This window comes from Asticcacaulis aquihabitans (genome assembly GCF_032490435.1).
Lineage (GTDB): Bacteria > Pseudomonadota > Alphaproteobacteria > Caulobacterales > Caulobacteraceae > Asticcacaulis.
Window position 1 is genome coordinate 1 of the sequence record NZ_JAVGWM010000003.1, and the last position, 22,837, is coordinate 22,837.

At 59.6% G+C, this 22,837-nt stretch carries 9 protein-coding genes; 3 read left to right on the forward strand and 6 right to left on the reverse strand.

The genetic code is table 11. The annotated features are described in order from the left end of the window. Window positions 1-206: 206 nt before the first annotated feature. From RCJ00_RS10770 to RCJ00_RS10790, 5 genes are all read right to left on the reverse strand, one after another. A complete protein-coding gene (locus RCJ00_RS10770) occupies window positions 207-1,250 on the reverse strand; it encodes a glycoside hydrolase family 43 protein (RefSeq protein ID WP_316221901.1) in 1,044 nt (347 codons plus the stop codon). 178 nt (window positions 1,251-1,428) lie between these two features. Next, on the reverse strand, window positions 1,429-4,827 hold the full coding sequence (locus tag RCJ00_RS10775) for a trifunctional glycoside hydrolase family 18/polysaccharide deacetylase/glycosyltransferase family 2 protein (RefSeq protein WP_316221902.1): 3,399 nt from the start codon (window positions 4,825-4,827) through the stop codon (window positions 1,429-1,431). A gap of 80 nt (window positions 4,828-4,907) precedes the next feature. Beyond that, a complete protein-coding gene (locus RCJ00_RS10780; protein WP_316221903.1) occupies window positions 4,908-6,515 on the reverse strand; it encodes a hypothetical protein in 1,608 nt (535 codons plus the stop codon). Between the two features lie 169 nt (window positions 6,516-6,684). Further along, entirely contained in the window at window positions 6,685-15,600 is an 8,916-nt protein-coding gene (locus RCJ00_RS10785; RefSeq protein ID WP_316221904.1) for a YDG domain-containing protein, read from the reverse strand. Window positions 15,601-15,671: 71 nt separating this feature from the next. Further along, entirely contained in the window at window positions 15,672-17,354 is a 1,683-nt protein-coding gene (locus RCJ00_RS10790) for a ShlB/FhaC/HecB family hemolysin secretion/activation protein (RefSeq protein ID WP_316221905.1), read from the reverse strand. 835 nt (window positions 17,355-18,189) lie between these two features. On the opposite strand from RCJ00_RS10790, the gene RCJ00_RS10795 reads away from it, so the two are divergent. Then, on the forward strand, window positions 18,190-19,443 hold the full coding sequence (locus tag RCJ00_RS10795) for a class I SAM-dependent methyltransferase (RefSeq protein WP_316221906.1): 1,254 nt from the start codon (window positions 18,190-18,192) through the stop codon (window positions 19,441-19,443). A 14-nt stretch (window positions 19,444-19,457) separates the two neighbouring features. Here the strand turns inward: RCJ00_RS10795 and RCJ00_RS10800 are convergent, their stop codons facing one another. Beyond that, window positions 19,458-20,333, reverse strand: coding sequence for a LysR family transcriptional regulator (locus tag RCJ00_RS10800; protein ID WP_316221907.1), 876 nt, complete (start codon window positions 20,331-20,333; stop codon window positions 19,458-19,460). A 131-nt stretch (window positions 20,334-20,464) separates the two neighbouring features. Here RCJ00_RS10800 and RCJ00_RS10805 point away from each other — a divergent pair, with 131 nt between their 5' ends. Continuing rightward, window positions 20,465-22,069, forward strand: coding sequence for a carboxyl transferase domain-containing protein (locus RCJ00_RS10805; protein WP_411267537.1), 1,605 nt, complete (start codon window positions 20,465-20,467; stop codon window positions 22,067-22,069). Between the two features lie 3 nt (window positions 22,070-22,072). Further along, entirely contained in the window at window positions 22,073-22,831 is a 759-nt protein-coding gene (locus tag RCJ00_RS10810; protein WP_316221908.1) for an enoyl-CoA hydratase-related protein, read from the forward strand. Window positions 22,832-22,837 lie beyond the last annotated feature (6 nt).

The following is a 22,837-nucleotide window of genomic DNA, read 5'->3' on the forward strand; positions in this document are numbered from 1 at the left end:
TAAACAGCGGAGCGGCGTATATAACCGCTTAAATTTCTCAGTCAACTGCTTATTTACAAAAAGTTTTTGTCAACAAACCGATAACCAGACCACCGTACCTGCCCTAGGGCCTCTCCGGCGGAGCGGCGTTCCTAATGGAAGGCTTAGGCGCCGTCAATCACCAAATCAAAACTATTCACATAAAGACGCATCGGCTTGTCCGCAGATCAGGCCAGTACGCCATTGGCGACAGGCTCACCGAACACAGGAACGCCCTTCGCATCGTATTGTATGGGCTGAACGCGCGTGTGCCGGTTTGGATCGAACAACGGATTGCCCTGTATCTTCTGATAGTCCCGCGCATGATAGACGAGCATGTCGCGGCCGGCCTCATCCACCGTGAAGCCATTATGACCAGGCCCCCAGACGTTGTTCTTAGGGGAACTCTTGAATACGGGCTCCGGCGATTTTGTCCACGCGTCGGGGTTCATGATGTCGGCATCTTGATGGGCGGTAAGCATGCCCAAGCAATAGTTTTCATCGGTCGCACTGGCCGAATAGGTCAGAAACAGGCGCGAATTACGCATCAGGATCGCCGGGCCTTCATTGACCTTGTAACCAATGGTTTCCCACGGCAGGGTGGGCACGCTCAGGCGCGCGGGCTTGGCGCCCAGCCGCGTCGGGGTAGCAAGCGGCGCCAGATACAGATTGCTGTTGGTATCTATACCGGGCTCACTCTGTGCCCAGCACAGATAGCGTACACCCCGATGTTGAAAGACTGTGGCGTCGAGGTTGAAGGTATCCCAAGGCATGTCTACCTGACCCGCCAACGTCCACGTTCCCGTTAGCGGGTTGGCGTCTGCGCAGGTCAAGACGTAGGTCCGGATATGAAAGAGGTCGTCGCCGTTGCCCGCAGCGAAATATATATACCAGCGGCCGTCGAAACGATGCAATTCCGGCGCCCATATATAGCCCGCCATTTTGCCGCTGGCCGGCCGCCGCCACACGACCGCCTCCTTGGCCGATGACAACCCGGCGAGTGTTTTGGAGCGCCGGATAATCAGCCGGTCATATTCCGGCACGGATGCCATCATGTAATAATAGCCGTCCGGATGACGTTCGATCTGGGCGTCGGCGCGTTGTTGAACGAGCGGATTGACGATCACGGACGTCCTGCCTTTCGCCCGCGCAAGGGCAGGTGCCAGAAGCCCGGCTCCGGCGGACGCGATCAAGAGTTTGCGTCGGGTGAAGCTACCTGTCGTATTTGGCATTTGTCGTCCCTGCGGTCTATATGTCTGACTATTGCCCTACTAGTACCGCGGCAGATGTTTTTGTCAAATACAGGCGGATCGGCCTCGGGCGGATGGAAGCAAAATAAAAGTTACCCCACGAAGTGAAGAACTTCATGGGGTAACAGCCGTCAAATTAGATTAGGGCGGCGGCAAGACCTCAGGAGGCCTGCGACCGCCCGCTGCGTTCCAGCTTGCCCCAGCCGACGTTCAGGCCGCGCCCGGCTGAGGTCAGCGCCTTCAGGACCACATAGTACATGATCTGGCGATAGACGAAGCGCTGCGATAGCAACCAGAAGACAGGATAGGACTTCTCACGCGGCTCCAGCCAATAGGCAATGGCGCCACAGATAGCGTCGATGGTCAGGAAGGCCAGCCAGTAAATCACCATGCGTTCCAGATCGCCGCTACTTTGCGCCCAACCGTGCTGCGACACCTGTACGATTGTGCCGATTATATTGACGATCAGGGCAAAATCGATAAGCGGCGAAATGACCGAGAAACCGATCTGGAACATCCAGGCCTGCGGGATGCCAATCATGGCCAGTCCCCGGGGTTTGCCTGTGCGGTATATCGCGCGATGCTTCCACAGACATTGCAAGGTGCCAAAAGCCCAACGGAACCGTTGCTTCATCAAAGCAGCGAAACTTTCAGGCGCTTCAGTCCACGCAACGGCGTCTTGGTCATAAGCGACCTTCCAGCCCTCGCGCTGAATAGCTATGGTCAGGTCCTGATCTTCAGCCAAGGTGTTGTGCGGATAATTGCCGACCTGAGCCAGGGCCGAGCGACGCCAGGCCCCAACCGCACCTGGGACAACCATCATGGCGCCGAACATGGCCAAGGCGCTGCGTTCCAGGTTCTGTGAGGTGACATATTCGACTGCCTGCCACTTAGTCACCCAGTTGAAACGATTGCCGACCTTGGCGTTGCCTGCCACCGCGCCGATTTCCGGCCGGATGAACCAGCGGACCAGACGGGCGATGGTTTCCTTTTCGAACTGCGTATCCGCATCCAGGGCAATGATGACTTCACCTTTCGAGGCGGCGATACCGTTATTTACCGCATTGGCCTTGCCGGCGTTGGCCTGAGTAATCAAGCGTACGCGCGGGTCATCTTTGAACGCCCTGGTGACGATGGCGCTGGTGTCATCTTTGGATCCATCGTCTATGACGATCACCTCTAAGGCGACACCCACACTCTCGAGAACCCGGCGCACCGAACTTTCAATGACGCGCGCCTCGTTATAGGCCGGGATAAGAACGCTGACGAAGCTGCTGTTGACATATGCGGCTACAGCCTTGGCATCTGCGGCATCGTCATCACCCGGCGGTTCCATATGATTGCTGAACGAGGCATAGATTGCCAGACCGGACAACATCAACGCCCGTCCGATACCAAGCACGATGGCAATGACGAACAACCATTTCAGCGCTTCGGCCGACCAGGCCATTAACATGAAGATGCCAACGTCGAACCGAACGGCCAACAGATCCTGGCCATTCAGCTTCGGCATGACCTGGTCACGCGGCAGCCCAACCAGGTCACCGACGGTCACGAATTCATAGCCCCGCGCCTTAAGCGTGCGAATGATGGTCGGCAATGCCTTGAGCGTTTCGGTGCGTACGCCGCCGGAATCGTGCATCAAGATGATCTGACCCGACCGGCAATCGTCTTGCGACTCTTGGCAGGCTGGCGACTGCTCGCTTTCGGTGCCTTCCTGGACGCCGTCCAGCGTGTTCTGAATGATTTTATCGACGCCGGGCTTCGTCCAATCCTCGGAATCGACGTGCAAGCCGACATTGGTGTAGCCGAGCTGCTGGGCGATCAGGGCCGGCATCAGTTCGTCATTGGTCGTAGGCTCGGCGTCGCCGAAATAGGGGGCGCGCAAAAGCCGCATTGAACGCCCGGTATAGGCTTCGACCACCCGCTGGGTCGAATTCAATTCAAAACGGATCTGCCAATCGGGGATCTTCGACATGTCCGGATGGGTATAGGAATGGTTGCCAATATCATTGCCATCACGGATCATCTGGCGCAGCAGCGCCGGGTGACTGATGGCCTTTTCCCCGATTACGAAGAAGGTGGCCGGCACCTTTTCCTGTTCCAGAATCTTGAGGACCTGCGGCGTCCAGCGCGCATCCGGGCCGTCATCGAAGGTCAGGGCCAGTTTGCCCGGCCTGTATCCGGCACGGCGTACGACATAAGGCGTCGGCAGGTCATGATAGACTTCGTTTTGCGCGACGCGGGCCTTGTCGAACGTTACGGTGCGACTGCCCTTGTGCGGCGTTTCCTCGATATGGACCACCTCACCGTTGCCGTAGACCTGATTGTCGCCCAGGGCTGTCAGCGTATTGAAGTGGGGCGTCGCCGTCGTCTGATAGTCACGAAATGCGTGCCAGATGCCCGGGTCTTCCGAACCGAGGCGCCATAAGCCGACGCCCGACACGTTTGACGCGGAAATCGTCAGTAATTGGTTCCAGGCGCTCACGGCATCCAGCAGCCAGACTTCGTGGCGCACATTTTCCTCATCATAGAGGAAGTGCGCGTTTCCGGAAGCAGGATCGAACTGAATCGGCGCTTCGGATTCGCGGGCGATACGCCACGCTTCGGCGACCGTGGATGGATCGGCCTTCAGCTTACCGTCGGGCAACCTGTACCAGTCGTAGCCGTAATTGCCGATACAGACGATCGCCTTGTCCAGCGGCACGCTTTTCAGGACGTGCCCCAAGCGTTCATTAAACCAGCCCTGCGCGGCGATGGGCCCCGCCGGATCGACCATAGAATGCTGGTCGTAGATCATGAGGAAAAGCTTGTCCGCCGCGGCGGCAAACGCTTTGAGGTTCCACGCTTCGTCGTCGACCGGCGCGGTTAGGGTCAATTGATAACCACGGGCCGCGAAGGCCGCACGCGCCTCAGTGACGAAGGTCAGGTAGTTGCGGATGGCTGCCCCTTGGAGGGTTTCGAAGTCCAGCACGACCCCTTGCGCCTTTTCACGCGCCACCATGTCGAGCATTTGGCCGATCAGCTTTTTCCGCGCCGCCGGGTCTGCGACCAGTCGCGCCGTATTCGCGCCCTGCCACTGCCCGTCTGAGATATTTTGCACCATGATGAGAACGGTTGGCTTGTGCTGAGCGTTCTGGAGGGTCTCAGTGAATGGATTATCCGCCAGATAGACGAATTTGTTGTCAGTTCCACCGATATAGGCCAGCCCCGGAATGACGATATCGAGGTTATTGATATGCTTTTGTAATGATACCAGCGAGGCATCGTCGCCCGTTATGTAGAAGGCAGCCAGGGTCTGCTGCACCTTCGACGTACCGCCGCGCACACGCAGCGGGGGATGGCGCGGCGCGGCGCGATTGAGAACCATCTTGGACGCATGCGGCTTAGGATATTCCAGGTGCAGATCCAAACCCTTGGGCACCGGCACCCACACGATGGAGACAACGACCCCGACGAACATTAGCACAGCCAATATGGCCAGGCTGATGACACCTATAAAGGACGCCTTCTTGCGACGGCCCGTGGGATCATAAAAAATCGGCTTTTGCTTGGACATTGGGACTCTGGAATGAAGGACGGTACTGTGGCGTCAAGCCATGCGTTTATCGGCGGTGGTCAGGCAAGCTGAGACACATCCTAGGGTAGTTTTTTTGTCACCACCTGGCGACTTTGCGGCTGATAGAGAATTTCCCGGCACGGCACCAGCTTTTTCGGCTGAAAAATGCTGTCGAGATAAAGGCCCATATCAGGATTCAAATTGGCGCGTTCGACATTTTTCCACGGCCCGGCAATTCCGAGCAGTTTATGATCGATCAGCGTTGTTGCGCCGAGATAGGCTTGAAAATCGTCACGCGTGGCGAAGGGCGTGAAATCGAAATAGCAACGCTTCGAGGCCACGTCCGCCACGCGATGTAGAAACTCGAGTGGCGTCTCCGGCGCATTGTCCGGTCCCTGTCGAGGGGTCAGCAGTGTGACGCCTTTGCCGTAATAGATCTCTTCGATATTGTCGACATTGGCGCCACCCAGATCCGGGACCGGCGTCTTGAAAAAGACCATGGCATCGGCCGGCGGCGTCTGCCCCTTAAGCATCGCCAAGGAACCGGCGGGAAACTTGTATTCCTGGAACGAGTCTTCGATGGACTGGACCAGCGCGCCGTTGTCGGCATAGGCCAAAGAAAATCCGGCGCAGGCCATCATGGCGATGAGGGTGGCGATTGCCGGACCACGACGCGCCTCACGGGGCATTTCACGCACCCATAGCCCAACCAGCCCGGCCACCGTCAGCGCTATGCCGTATCCAATCGTGCGCGTGTTGTAGGGGTCGAAAAGCGTCCGGAAGCGCAGGATAAATGCCAAAGCGAGAAACCCCAACCCCGCCAGGGTGATGAACAGAGCGGCCGGGCGCTGGGTATCGTGCACCGGCATGGGGGCGACAGAGACACGGCGGAATGAAATACCGACCAGCAGAACTGCGCATATTACCGCGCCCAGACCGTTGATGCCCAAGGCAATCAAGAATTGGCGGATGAGGAGCAGGGGCGCTTCGGGTGCCGCGACGCGCGGCATGCCGGTAGCAAAGCCTGTGGTCAGGTAGTTGAACGCCTGATAGCCGAGAAAGACTAAACCCGCGCCGCAAAAGACCGGGAAAATACGCCATGCCGTGCGTCGACCGTAGGCAATCCAGGCGCACACGAACAGGATGAAGGCGAACGGCCCAAAGAAATAGCGAGCAAAGCAGCCAACGAACAGAAACGCCGCCAGCCACGCATATCCCGCGATCTGCCGGTCGTCGCGATGGATTTCGGAGATGGCGAAAAATATACCGCAGAAACAGAAAAGCAGCAGATTTTCCGACCAGGTATACATACCGATAATCAAGGTGATCGGATTGAGCACCACCAGGGCGGCCAGGAAAACATTTCTGGACGCCTTCAGAACAAGCCAGAAACTCGCCGCCAGCAGGATGAGATTGGTGATCTTGCTGCTGATCATCAACGCCGCCGGATCGGTCGAGGGTGCGGTCAGGGCCAGGACGGTTGGATAACCGCACGGATAGACCGCCAGATACTCGCCGTGCAGGCTGCATCCGTGCCCGCTGCGCAAAGCCTGGGTCAGCAGCATATAGTACCAGGAATCGACGCTGATATAGCCGAACAGAATGGCCAGCCCGGCAAAGACCGCCAGAAGCGCAGCCACCGTCACCAGATAGATGGCGTTGCGGGTCATCGAGATCTGAGTGGGCATCCGGCGGTCCTGATCAATACGCTAGCTAGGCCATACGGCCTAACGCGGCTATTTACCATAACCCTGCGCGTCCGCGCAAAAATTTCGCGATCCTGTTTTTGGGTGGCAGACGGGAGCAAAGGCTGCGTCCCGAAGGACGAAGCCTTTGCTCCCGTCTAGACCGACTTGACTACTTGGCTCCGTCGTCCTTTCTGCCCCCCTCTGCATCCGCCACACCGTCCGGCAGGCGAATACCGCCATCAGCGATGGAGAAGGTGCGGCGGAAAGTCAGGCTGTCGCGCGATTCGACCGGGATAAGGGTTGCCGATTGCCCTGACTGGCCGCCATCGCTGACGGTGGCCACGGCATTACTGCCGTCACCCGTGCTGACCGCTGGTCCGGACGAACCGACCGGGGTTGTAAACGTGGTGCCGGGCGTCCCGGCCACAGGGTTGCTGGCCGCCGTCGTCAGGGCACTGTCATAGCCGGGAGACGTCGGGTTGACGATTTCCCCCACATTGGTCGTCAGGGTCAAGGAGGCCAATCTGTAGTTGGACAAATCGGTATTGGCGCCAGCGACATAGTTGTTTGAGGCCAATTGCGCCGTTACCGTCTTGTCCTTGCCCGCCGTTGCGTCAACAAACTGACCCGCGGTCTGGTTGACCGTGATCGATTCACCCGCCACGAGGCCGCTAACCTTGTAGTTGCCGGTCGTAAGCGTCACCGCCGTCGATCCGTCACCGGTCTTCGAAATCGGTCCTTGGAGCGCCACGTCGAAGGCCCGCACCGCTATATCGACCGTGGTCGATGCATTGGTGGCGTAGGCATAGTTGCCAGCATCAGCGCCCGAAGCGTTGATACCCGTCACTGCTACCGTCTTGCCGGTGCCGGCGTTCTTGTCAGACGCCGCGCCTGTGCCGGCAAAGGCGACCTGATCGCCCGCAACAATGCCATTGGACGCAAGGGTGACGGTGACGGCGGCTGAACCGTCATAAGTCTTGCCTTGGGCTCCGGCCGTAAGGGTTACGGTCTTTTGGGCGATGTCCACTGTGGTCGTACCGGTCGTAGCATAGGCATAATTGCCCGCATCCGCGCCTGACGCATTGATGCCGGCAACCGCTACCGTCTTGCCCGCGCCGGCATTCTTGTCCGACGCCGTTCCAGCGCCGGTAAAGGCGACCTGATCACCGGCCACAATGCCGCCTGAGGACAGGTTGACGGCAATCGCGGTCGACCCGTCATAGGTCTTGGCGACACCGGCGGCGGCGACATCGATCGCCTTGCGGGCAATATCGACCGTGGCCGATCCCTGGGTGTTGTAGGTGTAGTTGCCCGCGTCAGCGCCCGAAGCGTTGATGTTAGTCACCGCGACCGTCTTGCCTGTGCCGGCATTCTTATCCGAGGCGACAGCTGCGCCGGAGAACGCCACCTGATCACCCGAAACCAGACCACCCGATGTCAGGTCAAGCCCCACCGAGGCCGACCCGTCATAGGTCTTGTTCTGACCCGTCGCCGCCACCGTGATGGCCTTCTTGGCGATATCGACCGTGGTCGCGCCAGTCGCGGCGTAAGCATAGTTGCCGGCATCGGCACCCGACGCTGTAATATTGCCAATCGTCACCGCCTTGCCGGCGCCGGCGTTCTTGTCAGATGCCGTACCCATGCCGGAAAAGGTCACCTGATCACCGCTTATGACGTCATTCGATACCAGGCTGACGCCGACCGAAGCCGATCCGTCATAAGTCTTGTTCTGGCCCGTCGCCGCAATCGTGACGGCCTTCTTGGCGATATCCACCGTCGCAGAGGTTGGGGCCGAATAGTCATAATTGGCCGCGTCCGTGCCCGTAGCAGCAAAGTTTGAAATGGCCACAGTCTTGTTGCTGCCGGCATTCTTGTCCGACGCCGTGCCCGTGCCGGTGAACGAGATATGGTCACCATTTATGACGTCGTTCGACGCCAGGCTGACGCCGACCGACGCAGACCCGTCATAGGTCTTGTTCTGACCCGTCGCCGCAATCGTGATGGCCTTCTTGGCGATATCCACCGTCGCGGAAGTTGGGGCCGAATAATCATAATTGGCCGCATCCGTTCCGGTGGCAGCAAAGTTTGAAATGGCCACAGTCTTGTTGCTGCCAGCATTCTTATTCGAGGCTGTGCCCGTGCTGGTAAAAGAGACCTGATCGCCGTTTATCACATCGTTCGACGCCAAACTGACACCGACCGAAGCAGACCCGTCATAAACCTTGTTCTGGCCTGTCGCCGCAATCGTGATGGCCTTCTTAGCGACATCCGCAGTCGTGGCGGCGGTGGAGCCGAATACATAGTTGTCCGCGTCTGCGCCTGAGGCCGCAATGGCGGAAACCGTCACCGCCTTGCCAGTGCCCGCATTCTTGTCGGTCAGGGCACCGGTACCGGTAAAGGTCACGGTGTCGCCGTTCAGGATATCGGTGCTGCCAAGCATCACAGCCACGGCGGTGGTGCCGTCATAGGTCTTGTTCTGACCAGCCGCTGCAACGGTAATGGCCTTTTTCGCCACATCAACCGTCGTCGACGCCGTGGAGGCGTAGGCATAGTTGCCCGCATCCGCGCCCGTGGCACCAATGGCGGTGACGGCGACCAATTTACCGATGCCGGCGTTCTTGTCCGCCATGGCGCCGGTACCGCTGAACGACACAGTATCGCCGTGGACCAAATCATTGCTGGCTATAGTCAAGCCGACAGCGGTGGACCCGTCATAGGTCTTGTTCTGGCCCGTCGCGGACAGGCTGATCGTCTTCTTGGCTATGCTGGCTGTTGTGGCCGCAGTGGTGTTGTAATCATAGTTGCCTGCGTCCGCACCGGCAGCGGCGATGGCCGAGACCGCTACCGTCTTGCCCGTGCCGGCGTTCTTGTCAGACGCTGCCCCGGTCCCGGAGAAGGATACCGTGTCGCCGTGAACGATATCGGCTGACGCCAGGCTGACGCCGACCGCATCCGACCCGTCATAGGTCTTGTTCTGACCGGTCGCCGTCACCGTGATTGACTTCTTGGCAATGTTCGCCGTGGTCGACGCCGTCGTACCGAAGTCGTAATTGCCGGCGTCGGCACCCGATGCCGCAATCCCCGAGACCGACACCGTCTTGCCCGTGCCGGCGTTCTTGTCGCTGGCCGTGCCCGTGCCGGTGAAGGATACCGTGTCGGCATGAACGATATCGGCGCTGGAGACGGACACAACAATGCCATCCGACCCGTCATAGGTCTTGTTCTGGCCCGTCGCCGCTATGGTAATGGCCTTCTTAGCGATGTCCCCGTATAGGGTCTCGCCCGCCAGGGTATAGTTGCTGGCCAGGCCGGTACCGTTGGCGAGCGTGTAGGTGGTTGCTACCGACTTGCCCGTACCGGCAGTCTTGTCTGAGAAGAGGCCCGACGCTGAAACCGAGAGGGTTTCGCTACCGGCCATGCCGCTGAGGGTGCCCGCGGTGACGGAAGCGGTGCGCGTGCCGTCGTAGGTCTTGCCGGTCACGCTTGATCCCGCGATCGTGAGCGTTTTCTGCGTCACGTCCATGGTCAGACCCGATGGCGGCGCCAGCTGGTAGTTGCCGGCGTCAGCACCGGTCAGACCGCCGCTGCCGCTGATGATAACCGACTTGTTGGTGCCGACATTCTTGTCCGCAATGCTGCCCGTAATGCCGCTGACATCGACCGTAACCTGGTCGCCGCTCTGAGCCGCGCCCGCCTGAGCGGTACCCGTCAATGTGACATTGGTAGTACCGTCATATTGACGATTGACGGCGGTGAGGCCGGTCACGGTGATCGACGCCTTGGTAACGGCCAGATCCTCGCTGAACACGGCGTATTGGTAGCCCAGGCTGTCGGTAACCGTGCCGTTGAGCGTGTAAGCATAGGTGCCGACCTGGCGCTTGCCTGCGCCGGACAGCGTGCCGGCAGAGGCGAGCGAAAGAGTCTGAGAGCCGCTCAGGCTGGCGAAGCTGTCTCCGTCGATGAAGCCGCTATAGTTCGAAGCCCCTAAAGTCAGGCTTGGGTCGGCCGATCCGTAGACGACCGAAGAGGCATTGCTCGATACAGAAATGACGGGCGCGATGCTGTAGAGGAACCAATTGCCGGATCCCGCGTAGCTGGGCGTCGCGCCGGCGGAATAGGTCTGGTTATAGTGCTTGTTATAGCCGGTCATGCCTTCGGTACTGGCCGTCGGGTTGGCGGAATAGACCAGATAGCGGCTGCCCGCACCGTAGGTGATGCCTGTATTGGCGGCGGCGCTATTGAGGAAGTTGCGGCCAGCGGCCAGGATGATGGTGTTGGACGTACCTGTCGTCTGGACCTTGCCGGTCGATGCGATCGTCAGGTCTGCGCCAGCTCCCAGGGCTTCGATGGTGATGTTGCCAGTCGACTTGACCGTGCCATTAAGGGTTACGCTGCCCGCTTTGATATTGATCGACGAGAATGTCGTGCTGTTGCCCGCATCATTCAGAACAAGCGCGGCATTGGCGCCACCACCGTCAGCCGTGGTATCGATGGTGAGTGTGCTGGAGCCCTTAAGTTGTCGCGCTCCCAGAAGGACGCGTCCAGCGTCATTGGTGCCGCCGGCGCGATCCGTGGTAAAGGTGATCGGATTGCTCGCCGCGATGTTCGAGGCGGCCGCCAGGTCTATATCACCGCCATTGGTGCTGAGCGCACCGGTGAAGTTGAGTTGGCCGCCCGTATAGGTCTGGGTTCCTTCGGTCGCAATGCCCGCAAGCGTCACCGCACGCGTACCCTGGGAAAGGACGGTCAGCGTGTTGACGTAGTGGCCTGCCGCATTGTCGGCGCTGAGGCTCAGGCTCGCGCTGTCGGTCGTGGAGCCTATGGTCGCGTTCAGTCCCGTTGTGTTGGCCGAAAGGGTACCAACCGTCATGGCACCACTGCCGGATTTAATCGTGACGCTTTTATTCAGATGAACCGGAGCACCCAACGACAGGGTGGCATTGGTGGTGGTCAGGTCGCCATTGAGCGTTATGGTGCTGCCGGAATAGGTCTGGCTGCCGCTAGTCGATACGCCGCCCAATTCAACCGCGCCTTTTGTACCGCCAGACCCGGCGTTTGCGGTTACGGATAGAGTCGTTGCCTGCAGTGCACCTGAGTTGTCGCTGGTGAACAGGTCGACCGTGCCGCCGTTGCCATTTGTCGCCGTCGTGGAGGCGTTGAAGGTCGCCGCATAACTTGAACCGTGGCTCAGGCTGTCACCACCGAAAAGGATATTGCCCGCACTGCCAGAATTGCTGGCCGCCGTTTTGAGAACGAAATCAGAGTTGTAATAGCCAACCGACGTCGCGCCGTAGGCCGAGAAGGTGCCGTCAAGTAGAACGCTCTTGGCGCTGACATTTATGGCGCCGTCCTGACCCGTGCCCACGCTGGTCGCATTCATCGCAAGACCGGCCAGATAGGCACCTGCCCGATTATCTACCATTTCGCCAATACTGATACCGCCGCCGATATCGTTGGTGGAGTGCGAATCGAGGGTCAGGGTCTTGCCAGATCCCGTCGCCGAAATGCTGCCGCTATACGAGCTGGACGAAGACACATTAATCGTGCCCCCTTGGCCCAGGTGGCCGCTGTTGCTGTCAACCAGGACGGAGCTCAGCAGGTTTACACCGTAGGATCCGTACAGAGAAATATTGCCACCGTCGGTGACGATGTCGCCATTCAGTTTTAGATATTTGCCCGACAGAGTGTAGCCGCCGGTCGTCAAGCTGTTGCCGTCTGTCTGGATGGTGCGGGCACCCGCGGAGAGGCTGAAGGTGCGGTTATTGGACGAGACCGCGACCTTGGTGGCGTCGACGAGCAACTGGCTGCCATTGTCGGCGAAATTTATATCGTCGGCGCCTTTGAGATCGATCGCAATCGTCTGATTGGCCGATACATCGCCCAATGAAACGCTGACACTCTTGAAATGATTTTCCGTCAGTTCATGGATACTGACATTGCCCTGATAAGTGCTGACATTGAGGGCCGCATTGTGGGCACCGGCCGCCTTGGCGATTTGGATATCCTTGCCGCCGGCGCCAATGGTTGTGGCGGTCGGTGTAAGGTCGTTACCGACGCTGAAGCTGACATCGCCGGCAGTTATCTGGGCCGCGGGACTAGCCGAATTGTAGCTGTTCTGGGCGGCAATGACACCTGTGGCGTTATAACGATCAATGCCCAGGGTCAGCATCGTATTAAGGTAGTCACCATAGTAGACGGCGCCGGCATTCATGCGGATGGAGTCGTCACCCAACAAAATATTGCCGTCGGCCGCGCTGAGGGTCAGATTGCGGAAACTGCGCGATAGATCGATGCCGGTCGTCGCGCCGAAGGTCGTCCCATCGGAAGCGCCGCCAGAAACCGTTGGCGTCAATATGGATGAGCCATCGGTCGTAAAATCGATATGGTCACCGCCGCTGAACAGGATCGAGTGCGATCCCGCTGCCTTGACGTTGTCGAGGCTAAGGTAGCCGAAGCCGTCATTGACGACCTTCAGGTAGGTGGATCCGCCGCTATTGTTGACCGTTAGCGATCCCGACCAGAAACCTTGGTCCTGATAGTTGTCAGCCAGTTCGAGCGGATTGGCCGATGTGCCGATATTGTTGCCGTTGAGCCGGATACCGCGTCCGACAATATCTGCGACACCGTCATTGCTACCGGTCATGGTGGTGGCGTTGACAGTCAAGGAGGCCGTCCCGCTATCCACCGCGCCGCTGGCGAAATGGATTGTCCCGGCTGACACGGTCAGGTCGGTTGGATAGATGCCTTCATAGGCATCCCAGTCAAAGTTGCCGCCCGTCCGGATGCCGTTATTGGCCACCTGAACGACACCCGCGCCGTCCGTGGTCAAATCGATGTGACCGTTGCCGTTGCCACCGGCATCATTCATGATGTTGATATGATGCTGGCTATTGGCCTGGCTGCCGATCGACAGGTTGATGGAGCTGGCTGACTGCGTCTCGATCTCATTGACCCAGGTGCTGCCGCCGCTGTTGGAAATGGACAGGCTGCCATAGGCCATGCCGCTGGAGGGATCGCCCGCCGAGATTTTCAGGGCATTGGACGAACCGCCGATATTACCCGTCGCAGCCGTCAGGTTGAGACCGACGCGCGTGATGATATCTGCGGTCGAGGCAGAGGTGTTGGTGCTGACTATGGACCCGGCACTGATGCCGAAATAGGCGCCACGTTGCGAGTTCGTGCCGTCATTGTAATAGACGGGATAGGTCGCCTGCCGGAAAATCAGGCTGTTGGCGTCGAGCGACACCGTGCCATTGACGGCAATATCGAAAAAGCCGCCCGTGCCGACATCAATCTGGCTTCCGGCCGACATGGTGAAGTTCTGGCCACTCTTGCTGTTGACATTGCTGGCCAGTGAACCGGCATAGAAATTGCCGCCATTGGTCAACACCTTCCCGCCGGCGCCGAACAGAATGCTGCCGCTGCCACTGGTGTCGCTGTCGGCGGTCATGACGACATTGAGTCGGTTGAACGTGCTCGATATCTGGTTGTTGACGACGATATCGCCCGCCGCCAGCAGGCTCAGGGTCGCGGTATTGCCGCTGGACTTCAGGATGTTCGCGTTGACCGTGATATTGCCGGCCGAGGTGCCGGTGCTGCCCGTCGTGATCGTCACCGACGTGCCGCCGTTCAACGAGCTGTTGATGGCGCTGGCCAGGATGGTCGAGTCGGCGTTCGGGTTGTAGGTGGCGCTATAGGCGGTGCCGCCGGCACCCGACGATGCGATGGTGACATCGACCGGGTCGAGCAGCCATTGACCCGCCTCCCCCAGCCCCGCACTTGCGTCAACGGCGCCGACGGCCTGAAGCTGGGTGTGACCGGAGGTTTCCACCTGTCCGCCATTGCCGCCGGCAACGCCGCCTTTAGCCTTGATTGTGCCGTAGAAGCCAGTGCGGTCTTCCGACCACAGAACCGCCGTACCGCCCCTGCCCGATTGCGTGGCACTGACATCGATCGTGGCATCAGGCGCCATCACGACCGTTGACGCGTTGCGGATGGAGGCATCCTTGCCTTGCCAACCGCCGCCGACCAAGACCGTACCGCCGCCGGTCGCACCGGTCGCATTGATTTGAGACCCTTCAGCCAGGGTGATGGTGTCGCCGCTCAGCACGACCTTGCCGCCGACAGTGGCGAGGCTCGACGCTTCGATAATTCCGGTGTTGTTGACAGAGGATTTGGCCAGGGCGTCGAACGCATCGGCGGTCAGATAAATACGGCCGCTGTCCGCCTTGATGACACCGCCATTAGCGACAAGCGCGTCGTAGGCGCCCTGATTGATCGTCAGGTCCAGACCGCCGGTATCTAGCCGGATGGTCACCTCGTTGGCCGCGACCATGCGAACATCGCCTTGCGCGGCATTGATCACGCCGTCATTGACGACCTGCGCACCAACCAGGGCGACAAAGCCGCCGGCACCCGCTGTAATCGTGCCTTCGTTGACTATGGCGCCGTTACCGGTTCCCGACAGCCGATATTTCCCAGCCATGAAATCGGCGACAGACATGTCGCGCGTCGATGCCATGACCGCTGCCGCGCTCACCTGGGAGCCTTTGGCGAAGAGAACACCGTTTGGGTTGATCAGGAAGACCTGACCATTGGCCTGCAAAACGCCATAGATCTTAGACGCATCGCCGCCGAGTACCCGGTTCAGCGCAACGGCCGAGGCGTTCGGCTGATTGAAGATCACCTTGCCATCGACCCCGATATTGAAGCTTTGCCAGTCGATGGCGGCATTCTGGCTGGTTTGGGTAATGGTCTGGGTATTGCCCGACTGGTTGATCGTGGCCTGACCGCCAACGACCTGGCCGCCGGTCGGCAGAGCCGTTGGGGCGACGGTCTGAGGCTCGGCGCCACGCATCACCGGCGTCGGCTGGATAGCAGGCGATCCCATGACTGGCGTTCCCGGATCGGCCAGCGCACCCGTGGCCGATGACAGCAGGGCAATCGCGGCGGCAGCGAGGGCGGCAAACACGCCACCTTTACGCTTGCCGCGCTTTTGCGAGACTTCCGGTATCGGGATGTAGCAGCCCTTGGCGTCGCTCCACACCAGACGGTAAAACCGGTTCATGCCACCGTGATCGTACATTCGGGTAATCCTTGACTACTGGGTGCGCCCGCGGCGCCGATAGATCTTAAAATGTGAAATGGATGAGAGGCTTAGAAGCTGTAGCCTAGGGAAGCCCACAGGCGCGGACGACGATCCGGCGCGGTCGTGGCCTTGTCGCCATCATGAAAAGCCATGGTGATACGAGCATTGACGTGCCCGCGCTGGGCCGCCGCCGAGATCCCATAGCTATCGAGGGACTGCGCATTGCGACCCGGCGCATACAGATTGCGGCTGAACTGAACGCGGCCGGCGTCGTAGAAGGCGGCAACCTGCAATCCGCTACGAACCTGATGGCGCAGTTCGATATTGGCCAGCCAACCCGTATCACCGGCCCCTTCACCTTGCGGATAGGCGCGGACGCCATAGATGCCGCCGACGACGAATTTTTCCGAGGAATCGAGATTCTTGCCGGCCGCCTGTGTGTTCAGCGACAGGGACAGGCTGGTCTTCGCCGTCAGGGCCTGAAGACGGGAGGCACTGAAGGCCAGTTTGCTGTAATGGCCGGCCGTCATCGGCCCCAGCGCGTCGGTGGCACGGGCAGCGGCGGAATTGATCTTCAGATTGCCCGAGACGTAGGACAGGCTCCAGTTTGTGTAGCCGCCGCCGAAAAATACATCTGTCATATCGCCGTATGCCGCAAGCGTCGCCACGGACGCCGACTTATGCGTCACCACATTGACCGAAGCGATCTCGTCCTTCAGGTCGCGGCTTTCGATATTGGTGCTAAGCCAGATATTATGGTTGAGACCCCGTACCAGCGGATAGAGGGCATAGAGGCCGGTGGTGCGGGCGGTGCCAGTGGCGTCGAGACTGGCGAATTCGCGACCGAGTTCATAGCTGCTGTTCGATATCGCCGCGCCGATACGCAGGCCGTTACCGCCAAACGGCAGATCATAGGCCGCGCGCCCATACAGCATGTTCTCATCGGTCAGGGTCGTCTGGACCGAAAGGCGATCACCCAGATGCAGGGGATTGTTGAACGCCGCCTGACCGCTCAGGCGGTTTTGGCCGGTGTAACGGTTACCGTAGGTGTCGACACTGATATTACCTTCGAAACGCTTGCCCGCTCCGGCCGTTACGATCAGGTCCGATGTCCCGACCTCCGCGCCAGGTTTCAGCTTGCCTGACACCTTGCCAACACCCGGCAGGTCCGCCATCAACAGCAGGGCGCGATCGGTTGTACGCGACACGATAACATCGCCATTCAGCTTCTGGGCGTTCAGGACGGCCTGAAGGTAGGTGGTAAGCACGGCGCTGTGATTGTCGATCGCAGCGCCTGCCAGCCGGCCTTCCAGCACACGCACGACAACCACCCCGTTATCGATGGTCTGGGCCGGAATATAGGCACGGGCGACGACATAGCCATGCGCCCGGTAATAGTCGGTAATGCGACGAACAGCGGCACGCAGCTCACCCAGCGATTGGTCCTTGCCTTGCACATCGGCTACCAGAGCCATCAGGACCGTTGTCGGGACGTTGGCGTTACCTTCGATGCGGATTGCCGATACGGTCAAGCGTTGCGACGGATTGGAACCGGGATCGGTTTCGTCGGGCACGGACAGGCTGGGCAATGACGACGGGCGCTGCGGCGCTACCGGCTGACGATTATCGCGCAAGGTCTGGCCGGCATCCGGAGGCGTCGCAGTTTGGGCGAAGGCGGTGCCGGACAGAAGACCGACGGCCGTCGCCAGGAGACTGAGACAAGAGGCGCGGCGGAGATGCTTACGGGACATGATCGGTTCTCGGATGGAGGATGGGACATAGGTTGCCGTCGCAGGCATGCGGGTCACGCAGCCAGGGGGCGAATCTGAGAGAGGGGAGCGGTATTTTTAGACCGGCTTTGGCGGTGCGCCGGGCGCCTGGCTATGAAAAGGGTCACCCCTGTTAACAGCGGGATACCAACTTATGATAGCGCGGCTGAAATAGCCGCAGGCGTCAATACTGTACACGATACACACTCACATTGGCACGCGACAGACGCGCAACATTAAGGCGAGTAAGTGTCACTATTCTTAACAATTCATTACCGCATTTTACCGGAAACGCGAACCTGCGACTGAAAATACTATCGCCGGAAAATCAAAAGATTAAAGTTAAAAATATGATATAAAACAGATGGTAATACCGGCCATACTTTACGAAGTCCTTCGGCCATACTGCCTGAAAGACTGGATTGCATCGGATTGCAGCCGATACGCGCATCCCCGCTGACCGCCGGCACCCGCGACAGTATCACCGGGTCAAACACCTCAAAAGACCGCAATCCTTAACCGTGCGCCGTCCCCTTCGCGGGCTATATCGGCATAACGGCAAAGACAATTATTTTGTCAATTACATGGTTATTTGAACGCGGCCGTCCACTCACCGCACACTCTTAGCGAGGACCTCCGTTGGCCCACCACTCGCGCCTTACCGGATTGGCCGATAAACAAGCGACATGCCGACGGGTCGCGCCCACAGCCTTATCTTATGATTTCCTTACTATTTACCGAGTGAATCCCATCGGTTTCTTGCGCTTTGCGGCGCTCTCATGGGCTCGCCGATACCGCTTCATTTGAGGGGCGCTTCATGCTGAAATCCTATCTCAATGCCCTGATCCAGGAGGGCGTTCTAACCGTCCGGATCGGTAAAAACCGAACCTATCGTTTCGGCACGTTCCAGCCAGACAGGCCGGATCTCGACATCGCCATATACATCGACAGCCTGTGGACGGCCTTCAAAATCGGCGCGCAACCCTATCTCCACTTCGGCGAGGCCTACACGGACGGGAAACTCACCGTCGAAAAAGGAACCCTGTGGGGCCTGATTGAGTTGATCGGCATAAATCTGCCTAATGCCCCGAAGCGCGGTCGCCTTGCCCGCTGGCTGCATGGCTTCAGGAACTGGCTGCCGGTTCATTCTCCAGATACCTCACGCCGCAATGTCGCGCACCACTACGACTTGTCGGAACGGCTCTATCGCCTGTTCCTTGACGAGGACATGCAATATTCCTGCGCCTATTTTCGCTGTCCCCAAGCCAGCCTCGAAGACGCGCAGATCGCCAAGAAGGATCATATCGCCGACAAGCTGTTCCTGACGCCGGGCCAGAGCGTACTCGATATCGGATGCGGCTGGGGTGGCATGGCCCTGCATCTGGCGCGTCAGGCCGGTGTCAATGTCACCGGCGTCACCCTGTCCACCGAACAATTGGCCGTGGCGGAACAAAGGGCGCTGGAGCCCAGCGTCAATGCCCGCGTACGGTTCGAACTGTGCGACTATCGGCTGGTCAGCGGCCTGTTCGACCGCATCGTCTCCGTCGGCATGTTCGAACATGTCGGCTTGGCCGGCTTCGACGGCTATTTCCAGACCGTCGCCGATCGCCTGAAACCCGATGGTGTGGCCTTGATCCACACCATCGGCCGGCGCGGCAAGACGAGCGGACGGTCGGCCTGGCTCGACAAATATATCTTCCCCGGCGGCTATATTCCCAGCCTGTCCGAAATCACCGACTCCGTGGAAAAATCGGGACTGTTCATCACCGATATCGAATCCCTGCGCCTACACTATGCAGAAACGCTGCGGCATTGGCGGATGCGGTTCGAGGCGCACCGTGCCGAAATCGAGGCGTTATATGATGAACGGTTCGGACGGATGTGGGAATTCTATCTCTGTTTCTGCGAACTCGGCTTCCGTTACGGCGATCTGATGGTTTTCCAGATCCAGTTGGCCAAGAAGATAGATACCTTGCCGATCACTCGCGACTATATGATGCCCCAGGCGTCCGCCCGAGTCGCGGAGCCGGTCCAGCCTGACGTTTTGCCCGTCGCTGCACGGACAGGTTAGCCCAATTCCGCTCCTTACGTAGGTGCGTGCGAAAAGTGCTTAATGGTGAATTGCGCAAAGGCCTGAGCCGTTTCGGCCAGCCGTTGTGGCAAGGTGAAGCGCGGCAGGAACAACGCAATGGTACGGCGCGGATTAAAGCCTTGCATCGGAATGCGCACCACATCGGGGGCCTCATAACTGTCAGGCATGACGGTCACGCCGACGCTCGCCCCCACCATGCTCAGCGCCCGTTCATCCTGAGCCGTGCGGTAAACCAGCGGTGGACGGACATTGCGATCGGTAAAATGCCGGGAAGTTTCGGACAGGACTTCGCACCGCGACCGGACGATCATGCTGTCATCGGCCAGATCTTCGCCACGGATTTCGCCGGCCTGCGCCAGACGATGGGTGGCGGCCAGGGCCAGTTTATAGCCTTCCTCGAACAGCGGCACGGAGGTGTCGTCGTCGACCCGTCGGATCGACAGGGCATAGTCGAGCCCGCGTTCGTCGAGGCGGTTGAGCAATTCCTGCTCGCTGCCGTCATAGAGATCAAACCGAACGCCGGGGTGGGCGGCGCAAAAGCCCGACAACAGTCGCGCCACTACCGCCGCAGGCACGGTCTGCAATACGCCGAGACGCAGGCTGTTGGCCTGTTCCGTGCGAGTGATTTCCGCCGACGCCATATTGACCTCGTGCAGGATCGCTTTTGCCCGCGGCAGAAACCGGGTGCCCGCCGTCGTCAAAAACACCCGCCTGTTGTTACGCACGAACAGGTCGACGCCCAGCTGGTCCTCGAGCCGTTTAATGCCGGCGGAGAGGGTCGGCTGGGTGATCAGGCAGGCCTGCGCGGCCTTGGTGAAGCTGCCGGTTTCGACGACGGCCAGAAAATAGCGCAGCAAATAGAGTTCCACATGACCTCCGCATCCGTATGACGCCATCATAGATAATATCTATATACTGAATAATAATTATCGATTTTTCCAATTCATGGAAATCCGCTAAATTGCGGAAAACACAGGGTTGGGGAAACATTGGGACGCGCATGGCCTTCAAGAGCGAAATAGATCCGGCATCCGAGGAATTTCAGGCCAATACGGCGCGTATGCAGGGGCTGGTCGATGACCTGCGCGCCCTCACCGCCCAAATTGCGCAAGGGGGATCGCCATCCGCCCGCGACAAACATGTGGCGCGAGGCAAGCTCTTGCCGCGCGATCGTGTCGCCGGCCTGATCGATCCCGGTTCGCCCTTCCTCGAATTCTCGGCCCTGGCGGCCTATCAGGTCTATGAGGACGACGTGCCCGCCGCCGGCATGATAACCGGGCTGGGCCGGATCAACGGCACCGAATGCGTCATTGTTTGCAACGATGCCACCGTCAAGGGCGGCACCTATTATCCGCTGACCGTCAAAAAGCATTTGCGCGCCCAGGAGATTGCCGCGCAAAACAATCTGCCGTGCGTCTATCTGGTCGATTCCGGCGGCGCCAACCTACCCAATCAGGACGAGGTGTTTCCCGATAAGGACGATTTCGGCCGCATCTTCTATAATCAGGCCCAGATGTCGGCACGCGGCATTCCGCAGATCGCCGTGGTCATGGGATCATGTACGGCGGGCGGCGCTTACGTTCCCGCCATGAGCGATGAGAGCATTATCGTCCAGAAGCAGGGCACCATCTTCCTGGCCGGACCGCCGCTGGTGAAGGCCGCGACCGGCGAGGTCGTCTCCGCCGAGGATCTGGGCGGCGGTGACGTCCATGCCCGCGTCTCTGGCGTGGTAGATCACCTGGCCGCCAATGATGCCGATGCCTTGGCGATTGCCCGCCGCATTGTCGGCAATCTCAACCGGACTAAGACGGTCGGGTTGGCGACCCGGCCCGTCGAAGACCCGCTTTATCCATCCGAAGAGATATATGGCATCATACCGGCCGATACGCGCCAGCCGTTCGATGTGCGCGAAGTCATCGCACGCCTGGTTGACGGTTCCCGGTTCGACGCATTCAAGGCCTTATATGGCGAAACCCTGGTCTGCGGGTTCGCCCATCTATACGGCTACCCTGTCGGTATCGTCGCCAATAATGGCGTGCTGTTTTCGGAAAGCGCGCTCAAGGGGGCGCACTTCATCGAATTGTGCGCCCAACGCAGCATTCCGCTGATCTTCCTGCAAAATATCACCGGCTTCATGGTCGGCCAGAGATATGAGAATGAGGGCATCGCCCGGCACGGCGCCAAGATGGTCACCGCCGTCGCCTGTGCCAATGTGCCGAAACTCACCGTCATCATCGGTGGATCCTATGGCGCGGGCAATTACGGCATGTGCGGGCGGGCCTTCGAACCGCGTTTCCTGTGGATGTGGCCGAATGCCCGCATCTCCGTCATGGGTGGCGAACAGGCGTCGAACGTGCTGGCCACCGTAAAACGCGACGGCATCGAAGCCAAGGGGGGTACCTGGACCGCCGAAGAAGAGGGGGCCTTCAAGGCCCCGATCCGTGACACCTATGACGCGCAGGGACATCCCTATTACGCTTCGGCCCGAATTTGGGACGACGGCGTCATCGACCCGGCCGACACGCGCCGCGTGCTGGGTCTCGGCCTATCGGCGGCGCTCAATGCGCCCATCGCACCGACGAAATTCGGCGTTTTCAGGATGTAGACCATGACCGATCTGATTATCGATTCCGACGCCCGCGGCGTGGTCCGCGTCACCCTGAACCGCCCGGCCGTGCACAATGCCTTCAACGAAGGGCTGATCGGCGATCTGACCCAGGCGTTCGAAGACCTGGGCAAGCAGGACGGCGTACGCGCCATCGTTCTGTCCGGCAACGGCGCCAGCTTCTCCGCCGGCGCCGATCTCAACTGGATGCAGCGTGCGGCCGAAAAGGATGAATTCGCCAACCGAGAAGATGCCCTGGCTTTGGCCCGCATGTTCGAAACTATCGACACCTGCCCCAAGCCTGTCATCGGCCTGGTGCAGGGCGCAGCGTTTGGCGGCGGGGTCGGATTGGCCGCGTGCTGCGACGTGGTGATCGCCCAGCCGGAAGCCAAATTCGGCCTGACCGAGGTGCGGCTTGGCCTCATCCCGGCGGTCATCTCGCCCTTCGTCATCGCCAAAATCGGCCGGTCGGCAGCACGGCGATATTTTCTGACGGGGGAGCATTTCACCGCCGCCGAAGCCCATCGCATCGGCTTGGTCCACGAGGTGGCGAGCGGGTTGGAAGCCGCCGGCGCACGTCTCATCGACGCGCTGTTGGCGGGTGGCCCCGAAGCCATCGCTGACGCCAAGGATTTGGTCGCCGAACGCCGTTTGACGGCCGACCTCACCGCAACGCGCATCGCAGCGCGACGCGCATCAGAGGAAGGCCGCGAAGGCATTGCCGCCTTTTTGGCCAAACGCAAACCCGGTTGGATGCTTTAGGACCTT